This is a genomic window from Kitasatospora humi (assembly GCF_020907985.1).
Lineage (GTDB): Bacteria > Actinomycetota > Actinomycetes > Streptomycetales > Streptomycetaceae > Kitasatospora > Kitasatospora humi.
On sequence record NZ_JAJJPA010000016.1, the window covers coordinates 1 to 19,452 of the forward strand.

Annotated in this window: 21 protein-coding genes; 13 read left to right on the forward strand and 8 right to left on the reverse strand. The window is 72.5% G+C overall.

The features are described from left to right. Positions 1–58: 58 nt before the first annotated feature. Complete coding sequence (locus LN042_RS17110) at positions 59–1,051, reverse strand: hypothetical protein (RefSeq protein ID WP_230052099.1); 993 nt, start codon at positions 1,049–1,051, stop codon at positions 59–61. 516 nt (positions 1,052–1,567) lie between these two features. On the opposite strand from LN042_RS17110, the gene LN042_RS17115 reads away from it, so the two are divergent. Next, positions 1,568–1,978 (forward strand): DUF4259 domain-containing protein, encoded by a 411-nt coding sequence (locus LN042_RS17115; RefSeq protein ID WP_230052100.1) that lies wholly within the window; start codon positions 1,568–1,570, stop codon positions 1,976–1,978. A gap of 82 nt (positions 1,979–2,060) precedes the next feature. Here the strand turns inward: LN042_RS17115 and LN042_RS17120 are convergent, their stop codons facing one another. Together LN042_RS17120 and LN042_RS17125 are read right to left on the reverse strand one after the other, a co-directional pair. Continuing rightward, positions 2,061–2,645 carry a maleylpyruvate isomerase N-terminal domain-containing protein gene (locus LN042_RS17120; RefSeq protein WP_308191817.1) on the reverse strand — a complete coding sequence of 195 codons (585 nt, stop codon included), beginning with the start codon at positions 2,643–2,645 and terminating at the stop codon, positions 2,061–2,063. Continuing rightward, positions 2,639–3,274 carry a TetR/AcrR family transcriptional regulator gene (locus LN042_RS17125; protein WP_230052101.1) on the reverse strand — a complete coding sequence of 212 codons (636 nt, stop codon included), beginning with the start codon at positions 3,272–3,274 and terminating at the stop codon, positions 2,639–2,641. Before LN042_RS17125 ends, LN042_RS17120 begins: the two co-directional genes overlap by 7 nt. Positions 3,275–3,402: 128 nt before the next feature. On the opposite strand from LN042_RS17125, the gene LN042_RS17130 reads away from it, so the two are divergent. Together LN042_RS17130 and LN042_RS17135 are read left to right on the forward strand one after the other, a co-directional pair. Further along, the gene (locus LN042_RS17130; protein ID WP_230052102.1) at positions 3,403–4,521 is read left to right on the forward strand and encodes a Gfo/Idh/MocA family protein; all 1,119 of its coding nucleotides are present in this window, start codon (positions 3,403–3,405) and stop codon (positions 4,519–4,521) included. Positions 4,522–4,619: 98 nt separating this feature from the next. Then, positions 4,620–5,483, forward strand: coding sequence for a GNAT family N-acetyltransferase (locus LN042_RS17135; protein WP_230052103.1), 864 nt, complete (start codon positions 4,620–4,622; stop codon positions 5,481–5,483). A 12-nt stretch (positions 5,484–5,495) separates the two neighbouring features. On the opposite strand, the gene LN042_RS17140 is transcribed toward LN042_RS17135, so the two are convergent. Beyond that, positions 5,496–6,173 (reverse strand): alpha/beta fold hydrolase, encoded by a 678-nt coding sequence (locus LN042_RS17140; protein ID WP_230052104.1) that lies wholly within the window; start codon positions 6,171–6,173, stop codon positions 5,496–5,498. 201 nt (positions 6,174–6,374) lie between these two features. Here LN042_RS17140 and LN042_RS17145 point away from each other — a divergent pair, with 201 nt between their 5' ends. Together LN042_RS17145 and LN042_RS17150 are read left to right on the forward strand one after the other, a co-directional pair. After that, a complete protein-coding gene (locus LN042_RS17145; protein WP_308191818.1) occupies positions 6,375–6,674 on the forward strand; it encodes an SGM_3592 family protein in 300 nt (99 codons plus the stop codon). Between the two features lie 57 nt (positions 6,675–6,731). After that, positions 6,732–7,145, forward strand: coding sequence for a (2Fe-2S) ferredoxin domain-containing protein (locus tag LN042_RS17150; protein WP_230052105.1), 414 nt, complete (start codon positions 6,732–6,734; stop codon positions 7,143–7,145). Between the two features lie 118 nt (positions 7,146–7,263). Here LN042_RS17150 and LN042_RS17155 read toward each other — a convergent pair whose 3' ends face one another. The 3 genes from LN042_RS17155 to LN042_RS17165 all read right to left on the reverse strand — a co-directional run bounded on the left by LN042_RS17155 (position 7,264) and on the right by LN042_RS17165 (position 9,747). Further along, the gene (locus tag LN042_RS17155; protein ID WP_230052106.1) at positions 7,264–8,439 is read right to left on the reverse strand and encodes a globin domain-containing protein; all 1,176 of its coding nucleotides are present in this window, start codon (positions 8,437–8,439) and stop codon (positions 7,264–7,266) included. Positions 8,440–8,568: 129 nt separating this feature from the next. After that, positions 8,569–9,009: an RrF2 family transcriptional regulator gene (locus LN042_RS17160; RefSeq protein WP_230052107.1), complete on the reverse strand. Its 441-nt coding sequence runs from the start codon at positions 9,007–9,009 to the stop codon at positions 8,569–8,571. 237 nt (positions 9,010–9,246) lie between these two features. Next, positions 9,247–9,747, reverse strand: a complete 501-nt coding sequence (locus LN042_RS17165; RefSeq protein ID WP_230052108.1) for a hypothetical protein — start codon at positions 9,745–9,747, stop codon at positions 9,247–9,249. 48 nt (positions 9,748–9,795) lie between these two features. On the opposite strand from LN042_RS17165, the gene LN042_RS17170 reads away from it, so the two are divergent. Next, positions 9,796–10,158: a hypothetical protein gene (locus LN042_RS17170; protein ID WP_230052109.1), complete on the forward strand. Its 363-nt coding sequence runs from the start codon at positions 9,796–9,798 to the stop codon at positions 10,156–10,158. A 133-nt stretch (positions 10,159–10,291) separates the two neighbouring features. After that, entirely contained in the window at positions 10,292–11,089 is a 798-nt protein-coding gene (locus LN042_RS17175; RefSeq protein ID WP_230052110.1) for a DUF4389 domain-containing protein, read from the forward strand. An 18-nt stretch (positions 11,090–11,107) separates the two neighbouring features. Here the strand turns inward: LN042_RS17175 and LN042_RS17180 are convergent, their stop codons facing one another. After that, a complete protein-coding gene (locus LN042_RS17180; protein WP_230052224.1) occupies positions 11,108–11,824 on the reverse strand; it encodes a FadR/GntR family transcriptional regulator in 717 nt (238 codons plus the stop codon). 203 nt (positions 11,825–12,027) lie between these two features. Here LN042_RS17180 and LN042_RS17185 point away from each other — a divergent pair, with 203 nt between their 5' ends. The 6 genes from LN042_RS17185 (at position 12,028) to LN042_RS17210 (ending at position 19,441) form a co-directional block, all read left to right on the forward strand. After that, positions 12,028–13,575: an amino acid permease gene (locus LN042_RS17185; RefSeq protein ID WP_230052111.1), complete on the forward strand. Its 1,548-nt coding sequence runs from the start codon at positions 12,028–12,030 to the stop codon at positions 13,573–13,575. Continuing rightward, complete coding sequence (locus tag LN042_RS17190; RefSeq protein ID WP_230052112.1) at positions 13,572–14,930, forward strand: glutamine synthetase family protein; 1,359 nt, start codon at positions 13,572–13,574, stop codon at positions 14,928–14,930. The genes LN042_RS17185 and LN042_RS17190 overlap by 4 nt, the downstream gene beginning before the upstream one ends. Beyond that, positions 14,927–15,640: a gamma-glutamyl-gamma-aminobutyrate hydrolase family protein gene (locus tag LN042_RS17195; protein WP_230052113.1), complete on the forward strand. Its 714-nt coding sequence runs from the start codon at positions 14,927–14,929 to the stop codon at positions 15,638–15,640. The genes LN042_RS17190 and LN042_RS17195 overlap by 4 nt, the downstream gene beginning before the upstream one ends. Then, positions 15,637–17,025, forward strand: a complete 1,389-nt coding sequence (locus LN042_RS17200) for an aldehyde dehydrogenase family protein (RefSeq protein WP_230052114.1) — start codon at positions 15,637–15,639, stop codon at positions 17,023–17,025. Before LN042_RS17195 ends, LN042_RS17200 begins: the two co-directional genes overlap by 4 nt. 20 nt (positions 17,026–17,045) lie before the next feature. After that, on the forward strand, positions 17,046–17,816 hold the full coding sequence (locus tag LN042_RS17205; RefSeq protein ID WP_230052115.1) for a 3-oxoacyl-ACP reductase: 771 nt from the start codon (positions 17,046–17,048) through the stop codon (positions 17,814–17,816). A 206-nt stretch (positions 17,817–18,022) separates the two neighbouring features. Beyond that, positions 18,023–19,441 (forward strand): aldehyde dehydrogenase family protein, encoded by a 1,419-nt coding sequence (locus LN042_RS17210; RefSeq protein WP_230052116.1) that lies wholly within the window; start codon positions 18,023–18,025, stop codon positions 19,439–19,441. Positions 19,442–19,452 lie beyond the last annotated feature (11 nt).

Genomic DNA, 19,452 nt, shown 5'->3' on the forward strand with positions numbered 1-19,452 from the left:
CCCCGCAGGGGCGGCCCTGCGGGGACCGCGGCGCCCTGCCGACCGGGCGCCGGGCTGCTCAGCCGGACATGGCGCAGCCGCCGGCGTTGTTGCTCCAGGTGGGTTGCATCGCGAAGTCACCGGTGGGCAGCGAGACGGTGCCCAGGTTCTGCCAGGCACACAGGTCGCCGTCCTCCTCGCCGTCGGAGGCCACCCAGCCGCTGGACGGCTCCGGGTCGGTCAGCGACTCGGCGTACTCGTGGCCGCCGACGATGCTGAAGCCGTCGAGCTGGTTGGAGACCGAGTCGGCGCCGCAGCCGCTTCCGGCGTCGAGCACGTACGGCATGTTGGTGTAGGAGACGTTGCCGTTCCAGTCGTGCCAGGCGCAGAAGCCGCTGTTCGGGAAGCCGTCGGGGGAGGTGCCGCTCGGGCTCATCACCACGATCTGCACGTCGGGGCCGGACACACCGAAGTGCTGGGCACCGACGTTGGCTTCGGCGGCGATGTCCGCCTGGGCGGCCGAGGCGGGCGCGGCGGCCGAGTCGTCGACCCAGGTGCCGCCCAGCACGGCGCCGTTGAACGTCGGGCCGGAGCCGCTGTCGTCGGTGTACTGCGAGGTCACGGTGGACCAGGTGTCCTGCGAGGTGCCCAGACCGCTGAACAGGTTGGTCTGGTACTGCTGGACGCCGTTGCCGTCACTGTCCCACTGGTTACCCCAGAAGACCAGGTAGACGGTGACGTTGTGTTCCACCGGCCCGCCGTTGTAGGCCAGGTCGCCCGCATCGGCCGGGGAGGCGGCCTTGCCGGCGGAACCCTTGGCGGCGGAACCCTTGGCGTTGAAGCCCTTGCCGCCCTTCATCGGGACGATGCCGTGGCGGCCGTGGGTCTGGACTTCCATCCTCTGGCCGTGGGTGTAGACCGTGTGCACTCCGGCGGCGGTGCCGGCCGGGGCGGGCGCGGCGGTGCTGGCGGTGGCACCGCCGATCAGGCCGGCCACGGCGAGCGAGGCCACGGCGGCGGTGCGCCGCAGTCGACGGGAGGTGGGGGTACGGTGTTCGCGCGAGTCGCGCATCCCGGGGCTCCTTGGTGATTGGTGTGGGGGGCGCCGATGGGGGGTCGCGCGGTCGCAGGGGGTGCTTCCGGCCGCTGGGGGCCTGGACCCCTCCTGCCCATCGGCGGACGAGGAGGGAAGGCCCGCCGAGGTCATCGGCGGGGACCGCGCGGGTGCTGGGTGTGCACCGGTGGAGTGCCGGAGTCCGGCGGCAAGTCGGTGCGCCCTGGCGGGATTTCACGGTGGCCCGGTCGCTGCAGGGGGCCGGCAGTTGGGGTGCCGGGATGCTTCCGAGCCGTTTGACTGGTGTTCATCAAACAGCACGGGCGAACTCCCAGCAATACGTCAGGAAGTCTCACTTGGCAGATTTGGCGAACTGTTGACCGGGCTTGACCGGTCATTGAGCAACTGGTCTGGCCAGCCTGGCTGTTCGAATGCTCTCTGTGGGCGATGCGCGACGCGGACCGCTTTGACCGGCTGAATTGTCAGTGCAGAGTGACAGTCTGGAGGCAGTGCTTCGAACGGTGCGGAGGAAGTATGGGGACTTGGGACGTCGGCTCGTTCGACAACGACGCGGCGGCCGACTTCGCCGGTGAGTTGGACGAGGCTGCCGAGGGCGACCGCGCCGAGCTGGTGCGGGCGGCGCTGCGTGCGGTGCTCGCCGAAGACGGCTACCTGGACGGCGAATCCGGAGAGCGTGCGGTGGCTGCGGCGGCTCTGGTGGCCGCGTACTGCCCGGGTGGTGAACCGGTGAACCCTGTGTACGGTCCGCGAAGGTCAGTGCCAGGACTGGGGGGTGAGCTGCCCGCGTTGGCCGCGGCGGCCCTGGGGCGGGTGGTGGCGGGAGGTTCCGAAGTGGCCGAGCTGTGGGACGAGTCGGGCGAGGGGGAGCGCTGGCGAGGCCGGATCGCCGCACTTCAGGCCGTTCTGGCGGAGGGTGCCCGGTGACGCTGCCCGGAGTCTGACAGTTCGCTGAACGCCCGCGGCCTGACGGTGCGCCGGTGAAGCGCCGTCAGGCCGCGGTGGCCGCCTACGTCAGCGCGGCCTTCCAGACCCAGGAGGTGACCGGCTGATGGCCCGGCAGGTCACCGCGGCCGGTCTGCCAGAGCAGCACCGAGGCCGGGTCGCCCGCCGGCGCGTCCGGGAAGAGCCGGGCCAGCACCCTGGCGCACGGCTCGGCGGCCGGACGCCAGCCGAGCCCCAGGCCCTGTGCGATGTCATGGGTGTGCAGCAGCGTTTCCGCGGTGCCCATCGCGGCGAAGCCGGTCGGGTCGGTCGGCCCCCAGTGCCAGGCCCGCAGGCTCGGGTCGGCCGCGTCCAGTGCGGTGCTCAACAGCCGCCCGGCACCGGTGATGAGCTGCAGCAGCTGGTCGGGGCGGGCGGTCTCTCGCGCCTGGTAGTCGACGGGCAGATAGCCGTCCGGCGCGCCCGACGCGACTTGACCGGCGTAGGCGAGCAGGTCATGGGCGACGTGGGCGGCGGTCTCCCAGCAGCTCCAGGTCAGTTGACCGGCCGCCACCGTCCAGTCGGCGCCGGTGTGCGGGGTCAGCAGCTCGACCGCCTCGCGGACCGCGCGGTCGACGTCACGGGCGTCCATCGGGGTGTTGACTACCACGGGGCCCTCCCGGGCAGGGTGGTGGCGGTGGGGGTGCGCAGGCCGTCCAGGAGGACGCTCAGGGTGCGCCGCCACTGGTCCTCGGTGGCCTGCAGGCCCAGGGTGTGACGGCCGGTGGCGATCGAGGCCAGCAGGAACGGAACGTCCTGCCAGGCCACGTCGGAACGCATCACGCCCGCGCTCTGGACGCGCTCGACCAGCAGCCGGAACCGCTCGCGCAGTGCGGCCAGGGTGGCGTCCAGCCCTTCCCCGCAGGCGCCGCCGAGCGCCTCGCCGATGCCGCAACTCTCGCTCCGCAGCTTGACGTAGGCGGTCGCGAACTCGCTCAGCCCCTGCCACGGGTCCGGGTCGGCCAGCGCTCGGTCCGCCACCTCGATGGTCTCGCCGAGCACCTCGTCCAGCACGGCCAGCAGCAGCAACTCGCGGGACGGGATGCGGCGGTAGAAGGTACCGACCCCGACTCCGGCGCGGGCGGCGATCTCATGGGCGCCGGCGTCCACGCCGGTCTCGGCGATCGCCGCACGGGCGGCGGTGACCAGTCGTTCGACGTTCCGCCGTGCGTCCGCGCGCGGTTGACGACCCGAGGGGTCGATCAGCAGCCGGTCCACGGCGCTCATGGGCGTGTCCATGGGGCGAGTCTATCCGGCCGGGCAGATAACTGGACCGACTCTGTCCGCTTCGTTAGGCTCCCACTTGGAAGCGGACAAGTCCTGTCCGTTTGGCTGGGGCGCATAGAGCGATGGGTGGGGTTGCGATCATGGGTGAGAAGCGGATCCGGGTGGGCATCATCGGGGTCAACACCGAGCTGGGGTGGGCGAAGCGGGCGCACATCCCAGCGCTCCGGTCGCTGCCGGACTACGAGATCACGGCGGTCGGCACCAGCAGGATCGAGAGCGCCCGTGCGGCGGCCGAGTACTTCGGGGTGGCGCACGCCTTCGCCGACGCCCGGCGGCTCGCCGAGCACCCCGAGGTCGACCTGGTCGCCGTCACGGTTCGGGTGCCCCACCACTTGGCGCTGGTGCAGGCCGCGCTGGCCGCCGGCAAGCACGTCTACTGCGAGTGGCCGCTGGCCCGCACCACCGAGGAGGCCGAGGTGCTGGCCACGGCCGCCGAGGCGGCCGGCGTGCACCATGCGATCGGGCTGCAGGCCCGCTACGCGCCCGCGGTGCTGCGGGCGCGCCAGCTGATCGACGAGGGTTACCTGGGTGAACTCACCTCGGTGACCGCCCACGCAGGCCGCGCCAAGGGGGCGGGGGAGAGCATGTCCGACTGGGCCGTCTACACCCTGGATCGCGCCAACGGCGCCGGCACCCTGGAGGTGGCGGGCGGCCACACGCTGGACGCCGTGCAGCACCTGGGCGGCGAACTGACTCGTGTCCAGGCGGAGTTGGCCATCCGCCGGGCCTCCTACCCGGTGAGCGGGACGAACCAGCGGGTGCCGGTGACCAGCCCCGACCAGCTGCTGCTCGGCGGTGCGGTGGCCACCGGCGCCGTGGTTTCGGCGCACATCCACGACGGCAAGCTCGCCGGCGCCGGCACGCGCGTGGAACTCACCGGAACCGAGGGCGTGCTGCGGCTGGAGTCCACCGGACCGGCCGGGCCCGCCGGCATCCAGATGGGCGAGCTGCGGCTGCTCGGCTCCCGCGACCTCGGCGGCGAACTCGCCGAACTCCCGCTTCCGAACGAGCTTTTCGCGGTCGGCGCGGCGGACTCCGGTCCGGAGGGTTTCCATGTGGCGCAGCTCTACGCCCGGTTGGCCGCCGATCTGCGCAGCGGTGCGCGGACGGTGCCGGACTTCACGGACGGACTGCGCCTGCACCGACTGCTGGACGCGGTGCGTCGCTCGGACGCCACGGGGCGGCGGCAGCAGGTCTGACGGTCGAGTGGGCCGGGCGGAAAAGGAGTTCTCTCGGGGCTGGTCTGCCGTTGGGTACCGCACGACAGCCGTGCGTCACCCAACGCCCTGGAGCACTCTTGCGCATCATCCCCCTCGCCGACCCCGACCGCTCGCCGACCGGCCACCAGTTGGCCTGGCTTGCCGCGGCCGAGGCCGGCCATCCGCTCGGCTCGGCCTTCCTGCGGCTCCGCAGCGCGGCCAGCCAGGAGCACCTCGGTGAGCTGACGCTGGCGGTGCATCCCGCCGAACGCCGGGCGGGTGTCGGATCCGCCCTGCTGGCACAGGTGGTGGCGGCGGCCGGGGCCGAGCGGCGGCGGTGCGTGATCGCCCAGGCCGAGGAGGGCACGCCGGGTGACGCCTTCCTGGCGGACCGCGGGTTCCGGCGGGCGGCGACCCTGGAGTACGCACGCCTGGCGCTGGATCCGGCCGCGCCGTCGGCCGCGCCGGAGGGCCCGGACGGCTACCAGCTGCTGCACTGGGACGGCATGGTGCCGGACGAGCTGGCCGAGGCGTTCGTGGCCGGCCGTTCGGCGATGGACGACATGCCGGTCGGCGAGGCCGACTTCGGCCGGGTGGTCTGGGACGTGCCCCGGATGCGGGCGGCCGCCGACGCGGTGGCGGCCCGCGGTGAGCTGCTCTCCACCTTCGCGGCCGTCGAGGCGGCGAGCGGCGATTTCGTGGGCTTCACCGAGCTGGTGCTGGCCGGTGACGGCACCGGTGACGCCCAGCACTACGGCACGGCGGTGCGGCCCGATCATCGGGGGCGCGGGATCGCCCGCTGGCTGAAGGCGGCTCAGATCCACGCGGTGCGCGAGCGGTTCCCCCGGCTGGCCGGCCTGCTGACCGACACCGCCGAGGAGAACGCCGCGATGCGCCGGGTGAACGCCGCCCTCGGGTACCGCACCACCCACCGCACGTTCCTGTACCAGCTGGACATGTAGGCCGCGGTCCTCTCAACCCACCTGGGCGAGAAGGAGGTTCAGCAGGTGGTCGGGCGCGTCGCGGACGATGTCGTGCCCGATCGGCAGTGACTCCACCGTCCAGGACGGGTCCTGGCGCAGCCGCTCGTAGGTGGCCAGGAACGGGCTGCCCTCGAACTCGCTCGAGTGCACGTAGGTGCGGCGCTTCACCTGCTCGTACGCACCGGTCAGCCGGATGCGCTGGAGCTTGGTGGCCAGCGGGTGCGGGCTGACCCGGGCGTCCTTGGCGATGAGGAACGCCGGGGGGACCATGGCGAAGCCGTTGCCCGCCGCGGCCGCCAGCGTGCGCTGCCGCCAGTCGGCCGGGAGGAGGTCGATCTCCGCCTCGCCGTCGCGCGGGGCGAGCGAGTCCAGGTAGACCAACGAGGCGATCCGCTCCGGTCGGCGGTCGGCCGCACCGGTGATCGGCATCCCGCCGTAGCTGTGGCCGACCAGGACCGCGTCCTCGATGTCCTCGGTGTCGAGCAGCCGGACGATGTCCTCGATGTGGGTGTCCAGGTTGACCGAGGCGGTCAGCAGGTGGTTGCGCTCGCCGATGCCGGTCAGGGTGAGGGCGTGCACGGTGTGGCCGTGACCGCGCAGCCCGTCGGCGATCGGGCGGTACCACCAGCCGCCGTGGTAGGTGCCGGGGACGAGGACGAACGTGGCCATGGGGTGCTCCCTCACTCGATGGGTTCCGCTCTGTTCCTCGTCAACTCTGGCGCGGTGTCAGCCAGAAGTCCAAGAGCTGGATCATCTGAGTGCCATAATCAATGGTTATCGAGATCCTTGGAGGGCACTCGGAGCGGCCCGGTATCCGTTGACCCTGGAGACGGAGTGCGTGGCGATGGTGGTCCCGGGAGAGGTGCGCCGATGAGCAGTGTGGAGCCGCCCACCGAAGGCCAGTCGGGCCAGGGCGAGTCGGGCCAGGGCGAGCTGGGCGGCGGCGAGCCGGGGCAGGGCGAGCCCGGCGGGTCGGGGGACTGGGACGCCGTCGAGCTGGACGAGGCGTTCGTTCGCGCGGCCCCGGTGGTCGAGCCGTCCGGGCGGGCCCGGATGCTCGCCGCCCGCTGGCGCAGGGAGCCGCCCGAGCCGGAGCCGTGGCGTGCCGACCGGCCGCCGGCGGGTTGGTTCTGGAGCCGGGTGCGCCGACGCCGCTGGTGGCGGGGGTGATCGGTGACCGCTCGCTTACACTCCTCGCGGGACACGGAGCGGAGCGGAGCTGGCGGCATGGGACGGCGGGACAAGGCTGCGGACAAGCGCGCGGCCGGCGGTGGTGCGGCGCGCTGCACGGTGACGGTGTGCCGTGGCTGCTGCTGCGGTACACCGAAGGTGCCGGGCCTGGACCACGCGGCCCAGCTCACCGATCTGCGCGGCTCGCTGGCGGGTGTGGCCGAGGTGCGGCCGGTGGGCTGCCTGGATGCCTGCGACCGCGCCAATGTGATCGTCATACAGCCCTCGGCTGAAGGCCGGCGGGCCGGTGGCCGTCCGGTCTGGCTGGGCTTCGTCAACGACCCGGACGCCGCACGGGACATCACCGCCTGGGTCGAGGCGGGCGGTCCGGGGCTGGTGGACCCGCCGGACGTCCTGGAACTCTACGCCTTCAGTCCGTCGCGCCGGATCCGCGAGTCGCTGGGCGGCTGACCTCGACGCCGACCCCGCACTCGCGCACGCGTGCCCCGCATTCGCACCGCGCGCCCCCGGCGCCGGTCGGGCCCGCGTCAGGGGCGCGCGGTGCGAGCCGGTCGGGCCGGCCGCGGGATCAGGCACCGGCGAGCCAGAGGTCGGGGCCGAAGACCTCGTAGTGGATCGCCGCCGCGGGCAGCCCGGCGGCCAGCAGCTGGCCGCGGGCGGCGCGCAGGAACGGCAGCGGGCCGCAGAGGTAGGCGGTGGCGCTGGCGGGCAGCTCCAGCGTGCCGAGGTCGATCAGGCCGGTGCGGTCGGCCGGCCAGTCGCCCTCCGGCCTCTCGTACCAGACGTGGGCGGCGGCGTCGGGCAGCTTGGCGGTCAGCTCGGCCAGGTCGCCGCGGAAGGCGTGGTCGGCGGGCGAGCGGTCGGCGTGCACCGAGATCACCTGGCGCTGCGAGCCGGTCGCGACCAGGTGGTCGAGGATGCCGATCATCGGCGTGCAGCCGATGCCGGCGGAGACCAGCAGCACCGGCGAGTCGCTCTGCTCGTCCAGGTGCACGTCGCCGGACGGCAGGCTGACCCGCAGCTCACCGCCGACCTCGACGTGGTCGTGCAGGAAGCCGGAGACCTCACCGTCGCGCCTGACCGTGAAGCGCAGCTCGCCGTCCGACCGACCGGACAGGCTGTACTGCCGGATCTGCCGTGCGCCGTCCGGGAGTTCGACCTGCACCGAGACGTACTGGCCCGGCCGCACGGCGGGCAGCGCGCTGCCATCGGCCGGACGCACGCCGAAGGTCACCACCTGCGGCGTCTCACTGCGCCGGGTCACGACCCGGTTCTCCCGCCAGACCTCGCCCGCCGGCACGCCGGACTCCCGGTAGAGGCGGTCCTCGATGCTGATCAGGGCGTTCGCCATCAGCCAGTAGACCTCGTCCCAGGCGGCGGCGACCTCGGGGGTCACCGCCTCGCCGAGCACCTCGACGATGGCGCCGAAGAGGTGCTCCCGCACGATCGGGTAGTGCTCGGCGCGGATGCCCAGCGAGACGTGCTTGTTGGCGATCCGGCCGAGCATCACGTCCGGTCGGGTGTCGGGGTGCTCCAGCAGCACCGTGGCGAAGGCGGCGATCGAGCCGGCGAGTGCCTGCTGCTGGGTGCCGGAGGCCTGGTTGCCACGGTTGAACAGGTCGCGCTCGAGCTCCGGGTGGGCGGCGAAGAGGCGGCGGTAGAAGATCGAAGCGATCTCCCCGATGGCTCCGCCGACGACGGGCAGGGTGGCCCGAACGGTGACCGTGGCACTGGCAGACAGCATGTGGTGCTCCAAAGTGGTAGATCAGATTCGTATTCGACTCCATGGGCAGGCGCCGACGGTGCCGAGTACGCGGGCGTGCTGGCATCACCCCGGGCCGGACGGCACGGGGACTGCGCGGGTCCCGGCTGCTCAGTCGGTGGGACGGGGGCTCAGTGCGAGCAGCACCGGGCCGGTGGGCGGTGCCACCAGGTCCTGGATGGAGAGCGGGTCCAGCGAGGCGTAGAACGCCTCCTGGGCGCCGCGCAGCGCCCCGCGCAGCCGGCAGGCGGCGCGCAGCGGGCACGGCGGGTCGTCCTCGCAGCCGACCGGGTCGCCGACGCCCTCCAAGTCCCGCACCAACTGTCCGAGTGAGCCGGTCAGTCCCGCCTGGGTGAGGGTCAGGCCGCCGCCGTTGCCGCGGCGGGCCGTCACCACCCCGAGGCGCTGGAGCCGGCTGACCACCTTGGCGGCGTGCGTGTACGGCACGTCGACCGCGGCGGCCACCTCTCGCGTGGTCGGGTGCTGCTCCCGCAGGACCGCCAGTCGCATGGCGATCCGCAGGGCGATGTCCGTTCCCTTGGTCAGTCGCACGGTTACACCGTAGCAATTGGTATTTAACATTCGTATTAGGGGGCAGTGTGACGACGGCCGCTCGGGCCGCCACGACGGTCGCCCGGTTCGCCACGACGGTCGCCCGGGCCGCACGGGCTCCCCCGTGCGGGGGATCGGGATCCCCGGCCGGGGGGAGGTGTCCCCGGGGCGCCGCTGCGAGCGTGGGCGCATGCGATCGACACACCGGGCACTGGGTTGGGCACTGGCTTACGGCGGCTACGGGCTGTTCTGCGCGGTGCGCGGCACACCGCTCTTCTGGCGCGGCCCGCACCCCGGCCCGGCCGCACTGGACTGGGCGGTGGTCGCGGTGGCCGCCGTGGCCGCACTCGGCGCGCTCACCGTACGGCGCGCCCTGCTGCTCGCCGGCTGCGCGCTGACCGCTTTCGGCGCGTTCGGGCTGCTGCTGGAGGTGATCACCCTGATGGTGGGGGAGCAGGTGGACAGCTGGCCGGCCACCGGACAGCAGGTGCTCGCCGCCACGGGCACCCTGGTGCTCCGGCAGCTTGTCCGCGAGCAGCGGCCCGCCGCGCCCGCCTGGCTCGACCGCCGGCTGACGGTGCGTCGGCCCAGGCTGCTGGCGGCAGTCGGCACCGGCTGCTTCGTGCCGTACGTGGTGATGAAACTGACCTGGGCCACCGGTGGCACCTTCGCGGGCACCAGCGGCGCCGAGATGGTCGCCATCGCCCGGCGCAACGGAGCCTCGGGGATCTGGCTCACCCTGGAGTCCTGGGGCTGGACGTCACGGCCCTCCTGGCGGCGCTCGGCGTGGTGCTGCTCTGGGGGCTGGTGCGCCCCTGGGGCGAGGTGTTCCCGCGCCGGCTGCTCGGGCTGGCCGGCCGACGGGTGCCGCGCTGGCTGCCGCTCACCCCGGCGCTGCTCGGTGCCGCGACCCTGGCGCCGTACGGGGTGCTCGGCGGTGGCTACCTGCTGCTCACGATGGTCGGTGTGCTGCCGGCCAGTCCTCCCGGCGACTTCCACACGGCGGACGACGCACTGCTGGTCGCCTGGACCGGGATCGGCGCGTTCGGCGTCTACGGGGTGTCGCTCGCCCTGGCGGCCCGCTCGTACTGGCTGCGCACCCGCCGACCGCGGCCCCGGGCCGGGCTCGCCGCCGGAAACCGCGGCTGACCGCGGCCGCCCGCCGTCCGTGCGGTCGCCTGCGGATGCGGCGCACGGCCGGTGCTGCGACCCTGGCTGGCAGGAGTGCGGCCACCCGCGGTGCGTTCCACGTGGTGAGCCACGAGCGGTGAGGAGTGCGGCGATGGCCGAGGTTGCGGGCGGCTGGTCGATGCCGGTGGCGGCCGGGCCGCCGGAGTTCCTGCCGGTGCTGGACGTGCCCGGGCCGGGGCGCCAGCGCCGGCTCACCGTCCTCTTCCGCTGGCTGATCCTCGTCCCGCACTTCATCGTGGTCTGGGTGCTGTCGATCGCGGCGTTCTTCGCCGTCATCGTCGGCTGGTTCGCCGCCCTGCTCACCGCACGGCTGCCCCCGGCGATCGCCCGCTACCTGGCCGACTTCCTCGGCTACGACACCCGGTTGATGGCCAGCCAGTTCCTGCTGATCGACCGGTACCCGCCGTTCTCGCTGCGCCAGCCGCCGGAGTACCCGGTGCGGATCGAGGTGCGGCCGGGGCTCCTCAACCGGGCGGCGGTGTTCTTCCGGCTGATCCTGATGATCCCGGCGGCGATCATCAGCGGCCTGCTCAGCGCCGGATGGCTGGTGCTGGCCTTCTTCATCTGGCTGTGGACGCTGATCACGGCTCGGCTGCCGCGCCCGCTCTTCGAGGCCCAAGCGGCGCTGGTCCGCTACCGGATGCGGTTCATCGCGTACAGCCTGATGCTCACCTCGGCCTATCCGAAGCGGCTGTTCGGCGACCCGCCGACCGATGAGCCCCCACTGTCGGCCACCCGACCGCTGCTCGTCGGTACGGCGGGCAAGGCGCTGCTGGTGGTGTTCCTGGTGCTGGGGCTCGGCGCCGACATCGGCAGCTCGGCGAGCAGCCCGTCCAGCCCCAAGCAGCCCGCCGGTACCATCAACACGGCTCCGCATTACCGTCGTTGACTGGCAGACAGTCGATCGTCAACCCAGGAACCCGCGCAGCAGCGCGGCGGTTCCGGCCAGGTGCTCCTCGGTGGCCCGCCGGGCGCCGGCCACGTCGCCGGCCAGGATCGCCTCCACCATCGCCCGGTGCTGGTGGGAGGAGTGCTCGATGTTGCGGTCCAGCACCGGGATCGCGTTCAGCAGGTCGTTGAGCCGCATCCGGCTCTCGGCGACGCCCGCGGCCAGCGAGTGCGAACCGGTCACCTCGGCGATCGCCAGGTGGAACCGGGAGTCCAGGCGGCGGTAGTCGTCGGGCCCGGCGGTCTCCAACTCGGCCAGCCGGACGCGCAGGTAGCCGCACTGCTGCTCGGTCAGCCCGCGCCGGGCGGCCTGTTCGGCGGCACCGGTCTCCAGCACCAGCCGGTAGGTCAGCGCGTCCTCCAGCTCGGCGCCCATGTCCCGTACGGCCCGCCGCAGTTCGCCGAGATCGGGGGGCGGCAGCCGGTAGGTGACGAAGGTGCCGCCGTACCTGCCCCGGCGGACCTGCACGCAGCCGGCGGCCTGCAGCGAGCGCAGCGCCTCGCGCAGCGTTTCCCGGCTGATGCCGAGCCGGAGCGCCAACTCGCGTTCCGGCGGCAGCCGGTCGCCGTAGCCGAAGACGCCGAGCTTGACGGCCTCCAGGATGCGCTGGACGGTCTCCTCGAAGGCGTTGCCGGTCCGGACCGGACGGAAGATCGCACCGCCCTGCCAGTCCATCCGCGGGTCGCCGCCGCCAGCTATGTCCACGGCGAAATCGTACCCAGGTGCTATCTCGGTGACGGCTCGGCAGGTGCCCTTGACGCGGCCACCATGCAGGCGGGAGCATGCCAGGCAAGTCAATGGTCTGGTTCTGGGCCATTGCCGCCACAGTGCTGTGGGCGCATGTTTCGGATCCCCCACCGAACCCCCGAGGGGTGCGCATGTCCTCCGACCATCCAGCCGCCGACCACCCTTCCGCACAGGTGTTACCGGCGACCGCCACCGGTGTTTCCGCCGACGAACAGCGACTCCGCGAGTTGGGCTATACCCAGGAGCTGGCCCGCTCGCTCTCCGGCTTCTCCAACTTCGCGGTCTCCTTCTCCATCGTCTCGATCCTCTCCGGCTGCCTCACCCTCTACGGCTACGGCATGATCACCGGCGGCCCCGCGCTGATCACCTGGGGCTGGCCGCTGGTCGGGGCGATGACGCTCTGCGTCGGGCTGGCGATGGCCGAGATCTGCTCCAGCTATCCGACCGCCGGCGGCCTCTACTTCTGGGCCGCCAAACTCGCGGGCCGCAACGCCCCGGCGTACTCCTGGATCACCGGCTGGTGCAACTTCATGGGCGGCGTCGCGGTCACCGCCAGCGTCGACTACGGCGCCGCCACCTTCACCAACGCACTGCTCGACCTGCGCTTCGGGTTCACCGCCAGTGCGCTGCACACGGTGGAGATCTTCGCGGTGATCCTGCTGCTGCACGGGCTGCTCAACAGCTTCGGGGTCCGGCTGGTGGCCGTGCTCAACACCGTCAGCGTCTGGTGGCACCTGGTCGGCGTGCTGCTGATCGTCGGCGCGCTGGCCGTGCTGCCGCACCACCACGCCTCGGTGGGCTTCGTGTTCGGGCACTTCGTCAACGAAACCGGCTTCCACAGCCCGTTCTACGTGGCGCTGCTCGGTCTGCTGCTCGCCCAGTACACCCTGACCGGGTACGACGCCTCCGCGCACATGACCGAGGAGACCAGGGACGCCGCCCGGTCCGGGCCGCGCGGCATCGTCAACTCGATCGCGATCTCGCTGGTGGCCGGCTGGATCCTGCTGCTCGGGCTGACCTTCGCCATCCGCTCCTACGACACCGAGGTCAACAGCCCCACCCAGGTGCCGCCCGCACAGATCTTCCTGGACGCGATCGGCACCACCGGCGCCGAACTGCTGCTGATCATCGTGATCGGTGCCCAGTTCTTCTGCGGGATGGCCTCGGTGACCGCCAACTCCCGTATGGTGTATGCGTTCTCGCGGGACGGCGCACTGCCCGGCGCCAGCCTCTGGCACCGCATCGACCCGCGCACCCAGACCCCCAACAACGCCATCTGGCTCGGCACCGCCGGGGCGTTCCTGCTCGGCCTGCCCGCGCTGTGGAACTCCACCGCCTTCGCGGCCGTCACCTCGGTCTCGGTGATCGGCCTCTACCTGGCCTATGTCATCCCGGTGTTCCTGCGGCTGCGCCTGGGCGACGAGTTCGAGCGCGGCCCGTGGCACCTGGGGCGCTGGAGCCGGCCGATCGGGATGGTCGCGGTCGGCTGGACCGCGCTGATCACCGTGCTCTTCATGCTTCCCACCAAGTACCCGATCACCGCGGGGAACTTTAACTACACCTCCGTCGCGATCGCCGTGGTGCTGGGCTTCTCCGGGATCTGGTGGCTGGCCTCCGCCCGCCACTGGTTCACCGGACCGCGCATCCAGGGCCTCGCGACGAGTCAGGAGCAGCCTTGAGCGGTACCCGATTGACGCTGGACCGGCTCCGCGAGCGAGTCGCCGACGGAAGCATCGACACCGTGGTGCTCGCCGCCGCCGACATGCAGGGCCGACTACAGGGAAAACGGCTGGCGGCCGAGTACTTCCTCGGTGACGTGCTGCCGCACGCCGCCGAGGGGTGCTCCTACCTGCTGGCCGTCGACGTCGAGATGAACCCGGTCGACGGCTACGAGATCTCCTCCTGGGAGAACGGTTACGGCGACCTGGTGATGGTGCCCGACCTCAGCACCCTGCGGCTGATCCCCTGGCACCCGGGCACCGCCATGGTGCAGTGCGACCTCGCCACCCACGACGGCACCCCGATCTCGGTCTCGCCCCGGCAGGTCCTGCGCCGCCAACTGGACCGGCTCGCCGGCTACGGCTGGCAGGCCCACGTGGGAACGGAGTTGGAGTTCATCGCGTTCCGGGAGAGCTACGAACAGGCCTGGGACCGGGACTACCGTGAGCTCACCCCGGCCAACCAGTACAACGTGGACTACTCGATCCTGGGGACCGGCCGGATCGAGCCGCTGCTGCGCCGGGTGCGCAACTCGATGGCCGGCGCCGGCCTCGCCGTGGAGTCCGCCAAGGGCGAGTGCAACCTCGGCCAGCACGAGATCGCCTTCAAGTACGCCGAGGCGCTGACCACCTGCGACGACCACGTGGTCTACAAGACCGGCGCCAAGGAGATCGCCGCGCAGGAGGGCGTCAGCCTCACCTTCATGGCCAAGTACAACGAGCGCGAGGGCAACTCCTGCCACATCCACCTGAGCCTGCGCGACACAGCCGGCGCCCCGGTGTTCGCCGGCGACGGCCCGCACGGCTTCTCCCGCACCATGGAGCACTTCCTGGCCGGCCAACTCGCCTGCCTCGCCGAGTTCGCGCTACTGCTGGCCCCCAACGTCAACTCCTACAAGCGCTACGTGCCCGGCAGCTTCGCCCCGACCGCGATCGCCTGGGGACGCGACAACCGCAGCTGCGCGCTGCGCGTGGTCGGCCACGGCCCCTCGCTGCGGTTCGAGAACCGGGTGCCCGGCGGCGACGTCAACCCCTACCTCGCGGTGGCCGCGCTGATCGCCGCCGGACTCCACGGGATCGAGCACCAGCTGGAACTGGAACCGGAGTTCACCGGCAACGCCTACACCTCCAACGCCCCCCGGGTGCCCGGCACACTGCGCGAGGCGGTGACCGCCTTCGCGGAGAGCGAGTCGGCCGCGCAGGCCTTCGGCAAGGACGTGGTGCGCCACTACACCCATGCGGGCCGAGTCGAACTGGCCGCCTTCGAGGCGTCGGTGACCGACTGGGAGCGCCGGCGCGGATTCGAGCGGCTGTGACCGGGGCACCGCTGGTGGGGATCACCAGCTACCTGGAACCGGCCACCTGGGGCGGCTGGGAGCGGTCCGCCGCCGTGATCCCGCAGCAGTACGTGGACGCGGTCACCGCCGCCGGCGGCACCGCCGTCCTGCTGCCCGCGCAGCCCGGCGAGGCACCGCAGCGGCTGCTGCGCCGGCTGGACGCCCTGGTGCTCTCCGGCGGCCCCGACGTCGACCCGGCCCGCTACGGCAGCGAGCCGCATCCGCGCACCGGTCCGCCCCAAGCACTGCGCGACGATTGGGAGTCGGCGCTGCTGCGCGGTGCCCTCGACAACGACCTGCCGGTACTGGCGGTCTGCCGGGGCATGCAGGTGCTCAATGTGGCCTTCGGTGGCACCCTGATCCAGCACCTGCCGGACCGGGTCGGCGATGAGACCCACCAGATCGCCCTCGGCGAGTTCTACCGCCGCACCGTGACGGTGCGACCGGACTCCAGGCTCGGCACCATCCTGGGCGAGCGGCCCGAGGTGCTCTGCTACCACCACCAGGCCGTCGACCGGATCGGCACCGGCCTGCGCCCGGTGGCCTGGAGCGAGGACGGCACCGTGGAGGGCCTGGAGGTGCCCGGCGCCCGCTTCGCGCTCGGCGTGCAGTGGCATCCCGAGGCCGACCCGACGGACAGCCGGCTGTTCCGTGCCCTGGTCGACATCCTGGAGGAGAGGACAGCGTGACCCCGACCGACGCAACGACCTTCGAGGTGGTCAACCCCGCCACCGAGGAGGTGATCCGCAGCGTGCCGCTGGCCGGCCTCGCCGAGACCGACGCCGCCGTTGCCAAGGCCAAGGCGGCGTACGACGGTTGGCGCCGGGTGGCACCCGCCGACCGCGCCCGGCTGCTGCGCGCCTTCGCCGCCGCGGTGGACGCCGACCGGGAGCACCTGGCCGCGCTGGAGGTGGCCAATGCCGGGCACACCATCGGCAACGCCCGCTGGGAGGCCGGCAACGCCCGCGATGTGCTGGAGTACTACGCCGCGGCCCCCGAGCGGCTGTTCGGCCGCCAGATCCCGGTGGCCGGCGGCATCGACGTGACCTTCCAGGAGCCGCTGGGCGTGGTCGCCGTCATCGTGCCCTGGAACTTCCCGCTGCCGATCGCGGCCTGGGGCCTGGCCCCCGCGCTTGCGGCCGGCAACACGGTGGTGCTCAAGCCCGCCGAGCTGACTCCGCTGACCGCCCTGCGCCTGGCCGAACTCGCCCTGGCCGCAGGCCTGCCGGAGGGCGTGCTGCAGGTGCTGCCGGGCCACGGCCAGGTGGCGGGCCGGCGGCTGGTCGGCCACCCGGACGTCCGCAAGGTGGTCTTCACCGGCTCGAGCCCGGTCGGCAAGGAGATCGCCGCCATCTGCGCCCAGCAACTCAAGCCGGTCACCCTGGAGTTGGGTGGCAAGAGCGCCAACATCGTGTTCGCCGACGCCGATCTGGCCAAGGCCGCCGCCACCGCCCCCTACGCGGTCTTCGACAACGCCGGGCAGGACTGCTGCGCGCGCTCCCGGATCCTGGTGCAGCAGAGCGTCTACGAGGAGTTCCTCGGCCGGCTGGAATCGGCGGTGCTCGGTGTGCGGGTGGGCGATCCGGCGGACGAGCGGACCGAGATGGGGCCGTTGATCTCGGCCGCCCACCGCGACCGGGTGGCCGGCTTCCTGGCGACCGGCGGCATGGCAGTGCGACTGCAGGGCACCGTGCCGGACGGCAAGGGCTTCTGGTTCCCACCCACTGTGCTGGCCCCGGTCGCGCCGGACTCGCGGGTGGCCACCGAGGAGATCTTCGGCCCGGTGGTCGCCGTGCTGCCGTTCACCGACGAGGCCGACGCGGTGCGCCTGGCCAATGCCACCGACTACGGGCTCTCCGGTTCGATCTGGACCAGGGACCTGGGCCGGGCGCTGCGGGTGGCCCGCGCTGTGGAGGCGGGCAACCTCTCGGTCAACTCGCACTCCTCGGTGCGCTACTCGACACCGTTCGGCGGCTTCAAACAGTCCGGGCTGGGCCGCGAGTTGGGACCGGACGCGCTCAGCGCCTTCACCGAGACCAAGAACGTCTTCATCTCGACCGAGGAGACCCCCTGATGACAGTGGAAGGGACGGCCATGACGACGAACCGTCTGGACGGCCGCGTGGCCGTGATCACCGGTGCCGGCAGCGGGATCGGCCTGGCCAGCGCCCGGCGCCTCGCCGCCGAGGGCGCCAGGGTGGTCTGCGCGGACGTGGACGAGCGCACCGGCAAGGCGGCGGCCGCCGAGGTCGGCGGACTCTTCGTGCAGGTCGACGTCACCGACGAGGCGGCCGTCGAGGCGATGTTCCACACCGCCGTGGACACCTACGGCAGCCTGGACATCGCCTTCAACAACGCCGGCATCTCGCCGCCGGAGGACGACTCGATCCTCACCACCGGCCTGGACGCCTGGCGGCGGGTCCAGGAGGTCAACCTGACCAGCGTCTACCTGTGCTGCAAGCACGCGATTCCCCACATGCGGCGGCAGGGCAAGGGCTCGATCATCAACACCGCCTCGTTCGTGGCGGTGATGGGCGCGGCCACCTCGCAGATCTCCTACAGCGCCTCCAAGGGCGGGGTGTTGTCGATGTCCCGTGAACTGGGCGTGCAGTTCGCCCGGGAGGGGATCCGGATCAACGCGCTCTGCCCGGGCCCGGTCAACACCCCGCTGCTGCGCGAGCTGTTCGCCAAGGACCCGGAGCGCGCCGCCCGCCGCCTGGTGCACGTCCCGCTGGGCCGGTTCGCCGAGCCGGAGGAGATCGCGGCCGCGGTCGCCTTCCTGGCCAGCGACGACTCCTCGTTCATGACCGCCAACACCTTCCTGGTGGACGGCGGCATCTCGGGGGCCTATGTGACCCCCCAGTAGCCGGGTGCCTTCGGCACCCGGCAGCGGCCCGGGTGCCTCCCGTGGCTCACGGTAGCCCGGGCGCCTGCGGCACACCGTACGCCGCGGTAGCCCGGGCGCGGAACCCGCTCGGTAGCCTGGGCGCGTCCTTGCGTCGAGCGGGGGCCGGGGCGTTGACTAGCGCCGGTAGTCGACGCCCCGGTAGCAAGTGCTAGGAGAGGACAACCGTGCAGCAGCATGCGGACCAGTACATCGGCGGCGCCTGGCGGCCCAGCCAGGGCGGTGGCGCGCTGGCCGTGCGCAACCCGGCCACCGAAGAGGTGATCGCCACCGTGGCGGCGGGCACGGCCGCCGATGTCGACGCGGCGGTGGCCGCCGCCCGCGCGGCCGCCCGGGCGTGGGGCCGGACCACCCGCGAGGAGCGGCTGGCGCCGCTGACCCGGCTGCGGGACGGCCTCGAGGCGCGCCGGCAGGAGATCGCCGAGACCGTCGTCGCCGAGCTCGGCAGCCCGATCGGCTTCGCCAGCGGCGTGCAGGCCGCCCTGCCGCTGCTGGTGGCCTCCTCGTACCTGGAGCTGCTGGCCGGATACGAGTTCCAGCAGAAGGTCGGCAACTCCACGGTGTACGCCGAGCCGGCCGGGGTGGTGGCCGCGATCACGCCGTGGAACTACCCGCTGCACCAGGTGGTCGCCAAGGTGGTCCCGGCGCTCGCCGCCGGCTGCACCGTGGTGCTCAAGCCCGCGGAGGACACCCCGCTGGTGGCCCGGCTCTTCGCCGAACTGGTGCACGAGGCGGGCTTCCCGGCCGGCGTCTTCAACCTGGTCACCGGCGTGGGAAGCGAGGTCGGTGCCGCGCTGGCCGCACACCCCGGGGTCGACCTGGTCTCGTTCACCGGCTCCACCGCGGTCGGCCGCTCGATCGCCGAGAGCGCCGGGCGCGGCATCAAGAAGGTGGCGCTGGAGCTCGGCGGCAAGTCGGCCAACGTGGTGCTGCCCGGGGCCGACCTGGGCCGGGCGGTCAACGTCAACGCGGCCAATGTCTTCGCCAACTCCGGCCAGACCTGCACTGCTTGGACCAGGCTACTGGTGCACCAGGACCAGTACGAGGAGGCGGTGGCGATCGCCGCCAAGGCTGCCGCCAAGTACCAGCCGGGCGACCCCACCAAGCCCGAGACCCGGATGGGCCCGCTGGTCAGCGCCAAGCAGCGCGAGCGGGTGCGCGGCTACATCCGCTCCGGGGTCGAGCAGGGCGCCCGCCTGGTGGCCGGCGGCACCGAGGCCCCCGACGGCCTGCCGACCGGCTACTACGTGCGGCCCACGGTGCTCGCCGACGTCACTCCCGAGATGACGGTGGCGCAGGAGGAGATCTTCGGCCCGGTGCTGTCGATCATCGCCTACCGCGACGAGGAACACGCCCTGGAGATCGCCAACGGCACCGAGTACGGGCTGGCCGGCGGTGTCTGGGCTGCCGACGAGGCGACCGCCGCCGCCTTCGCCCGCCGGATGGACGCGGGCCAAGTGGACATCAACGGCGGCCGGTTCAACCCGCTGGCGCCGTTCGGCGGCTACAAGTCCTCCGGTGTCGGGCGGGAGTTGGGCCGGCACGGACTGGAGGAGTTCTTGCAGACCAAGTCGCTCCAGTTCTGACCGGATCACCA

Coding starts and splice junctions, on each gene's coding strand:
- LN042_RS17205 (WP_230052115.1), top strand. CDS start 17,046: ATGACGACGAACCGTCTGGACGGCCGCGTGGCCGTGATCACCGGTGCC.
- LN042_RS17110 (WP_230052099.1), bottom strand. CDS start 1,051: ATGCGCGACTCGCGCGAACACCGTACCCCCACCTCCCGTCGACTGCGG.
- LN042_RS17125 (WP_230052101.1), bottom strand. CDS start 3,274: ATGGACACGCCCATGAGCGCCGTGGACCGGCTGCTGATCGACCCCTCG.
- LN042_RS17150 (WP_230052105.1), top strand. CDS start 6,732: ATGGGACGGCGGGACAAGGCTGCGGACAAGCGCGCGGCCGGCGGTGGT.
- LN042_RS17180 (WP_230052224.1), bottom strand. CDS start 11,824: ATGGACTGGCAGGGCGGTGCGATCTTCCGTCCGGTCCGGACCGGCAAC.
- LN042_RS17140 (WP_230052104.1), bottom strand. CDS start 6,173: ATGGCCACGTTCGTCCTCGTCCCCGGCACCTACCACGGCGGCTGGTGG.
- LN042_RS17130 (WP_230052102.1), top strand. CDS start 3,403: ATGGGTGAGAAGCGGATCCGGGTGGGCATCATCGGGGTCAACACCGAG.
- LN042_RS17185 (WP_230052111.1), top strand. CDS start 12,028: ATGTCCTCCGACCATCCAGCCGCCGACCACCCTTCCGCACAGGTGTTA.
- LN042_RS17175 (WP_230052110.1), top strand. CDS start 10,292: ATGGCCGAGGTTGCGGGCGGCTGGTCGATGCCGGTGGCGGCCGGGCCG.
- LN042_RS17145 (WP_308191818.1), top strand. CDS start 6,375: ATGAGCAGTGTGGAGCCGCCCACCGAAGGCCAGTCGGGCCAGGGCGAG.
- LN042_RS17115 (WP_230052100.1), top strand. CDS start 1,568: ATGGGGACTTGGGACGTCGGCTCGTTCGACAACGACGCGGCGGCCGAC.
- LN042_RS17155 (WP_230052106.1), bottom strand. CDS start 8,439: ATGCTGTCTGCCAGTGCCACGGTCACCGTTCGGGCCACCCTGCCCGTC.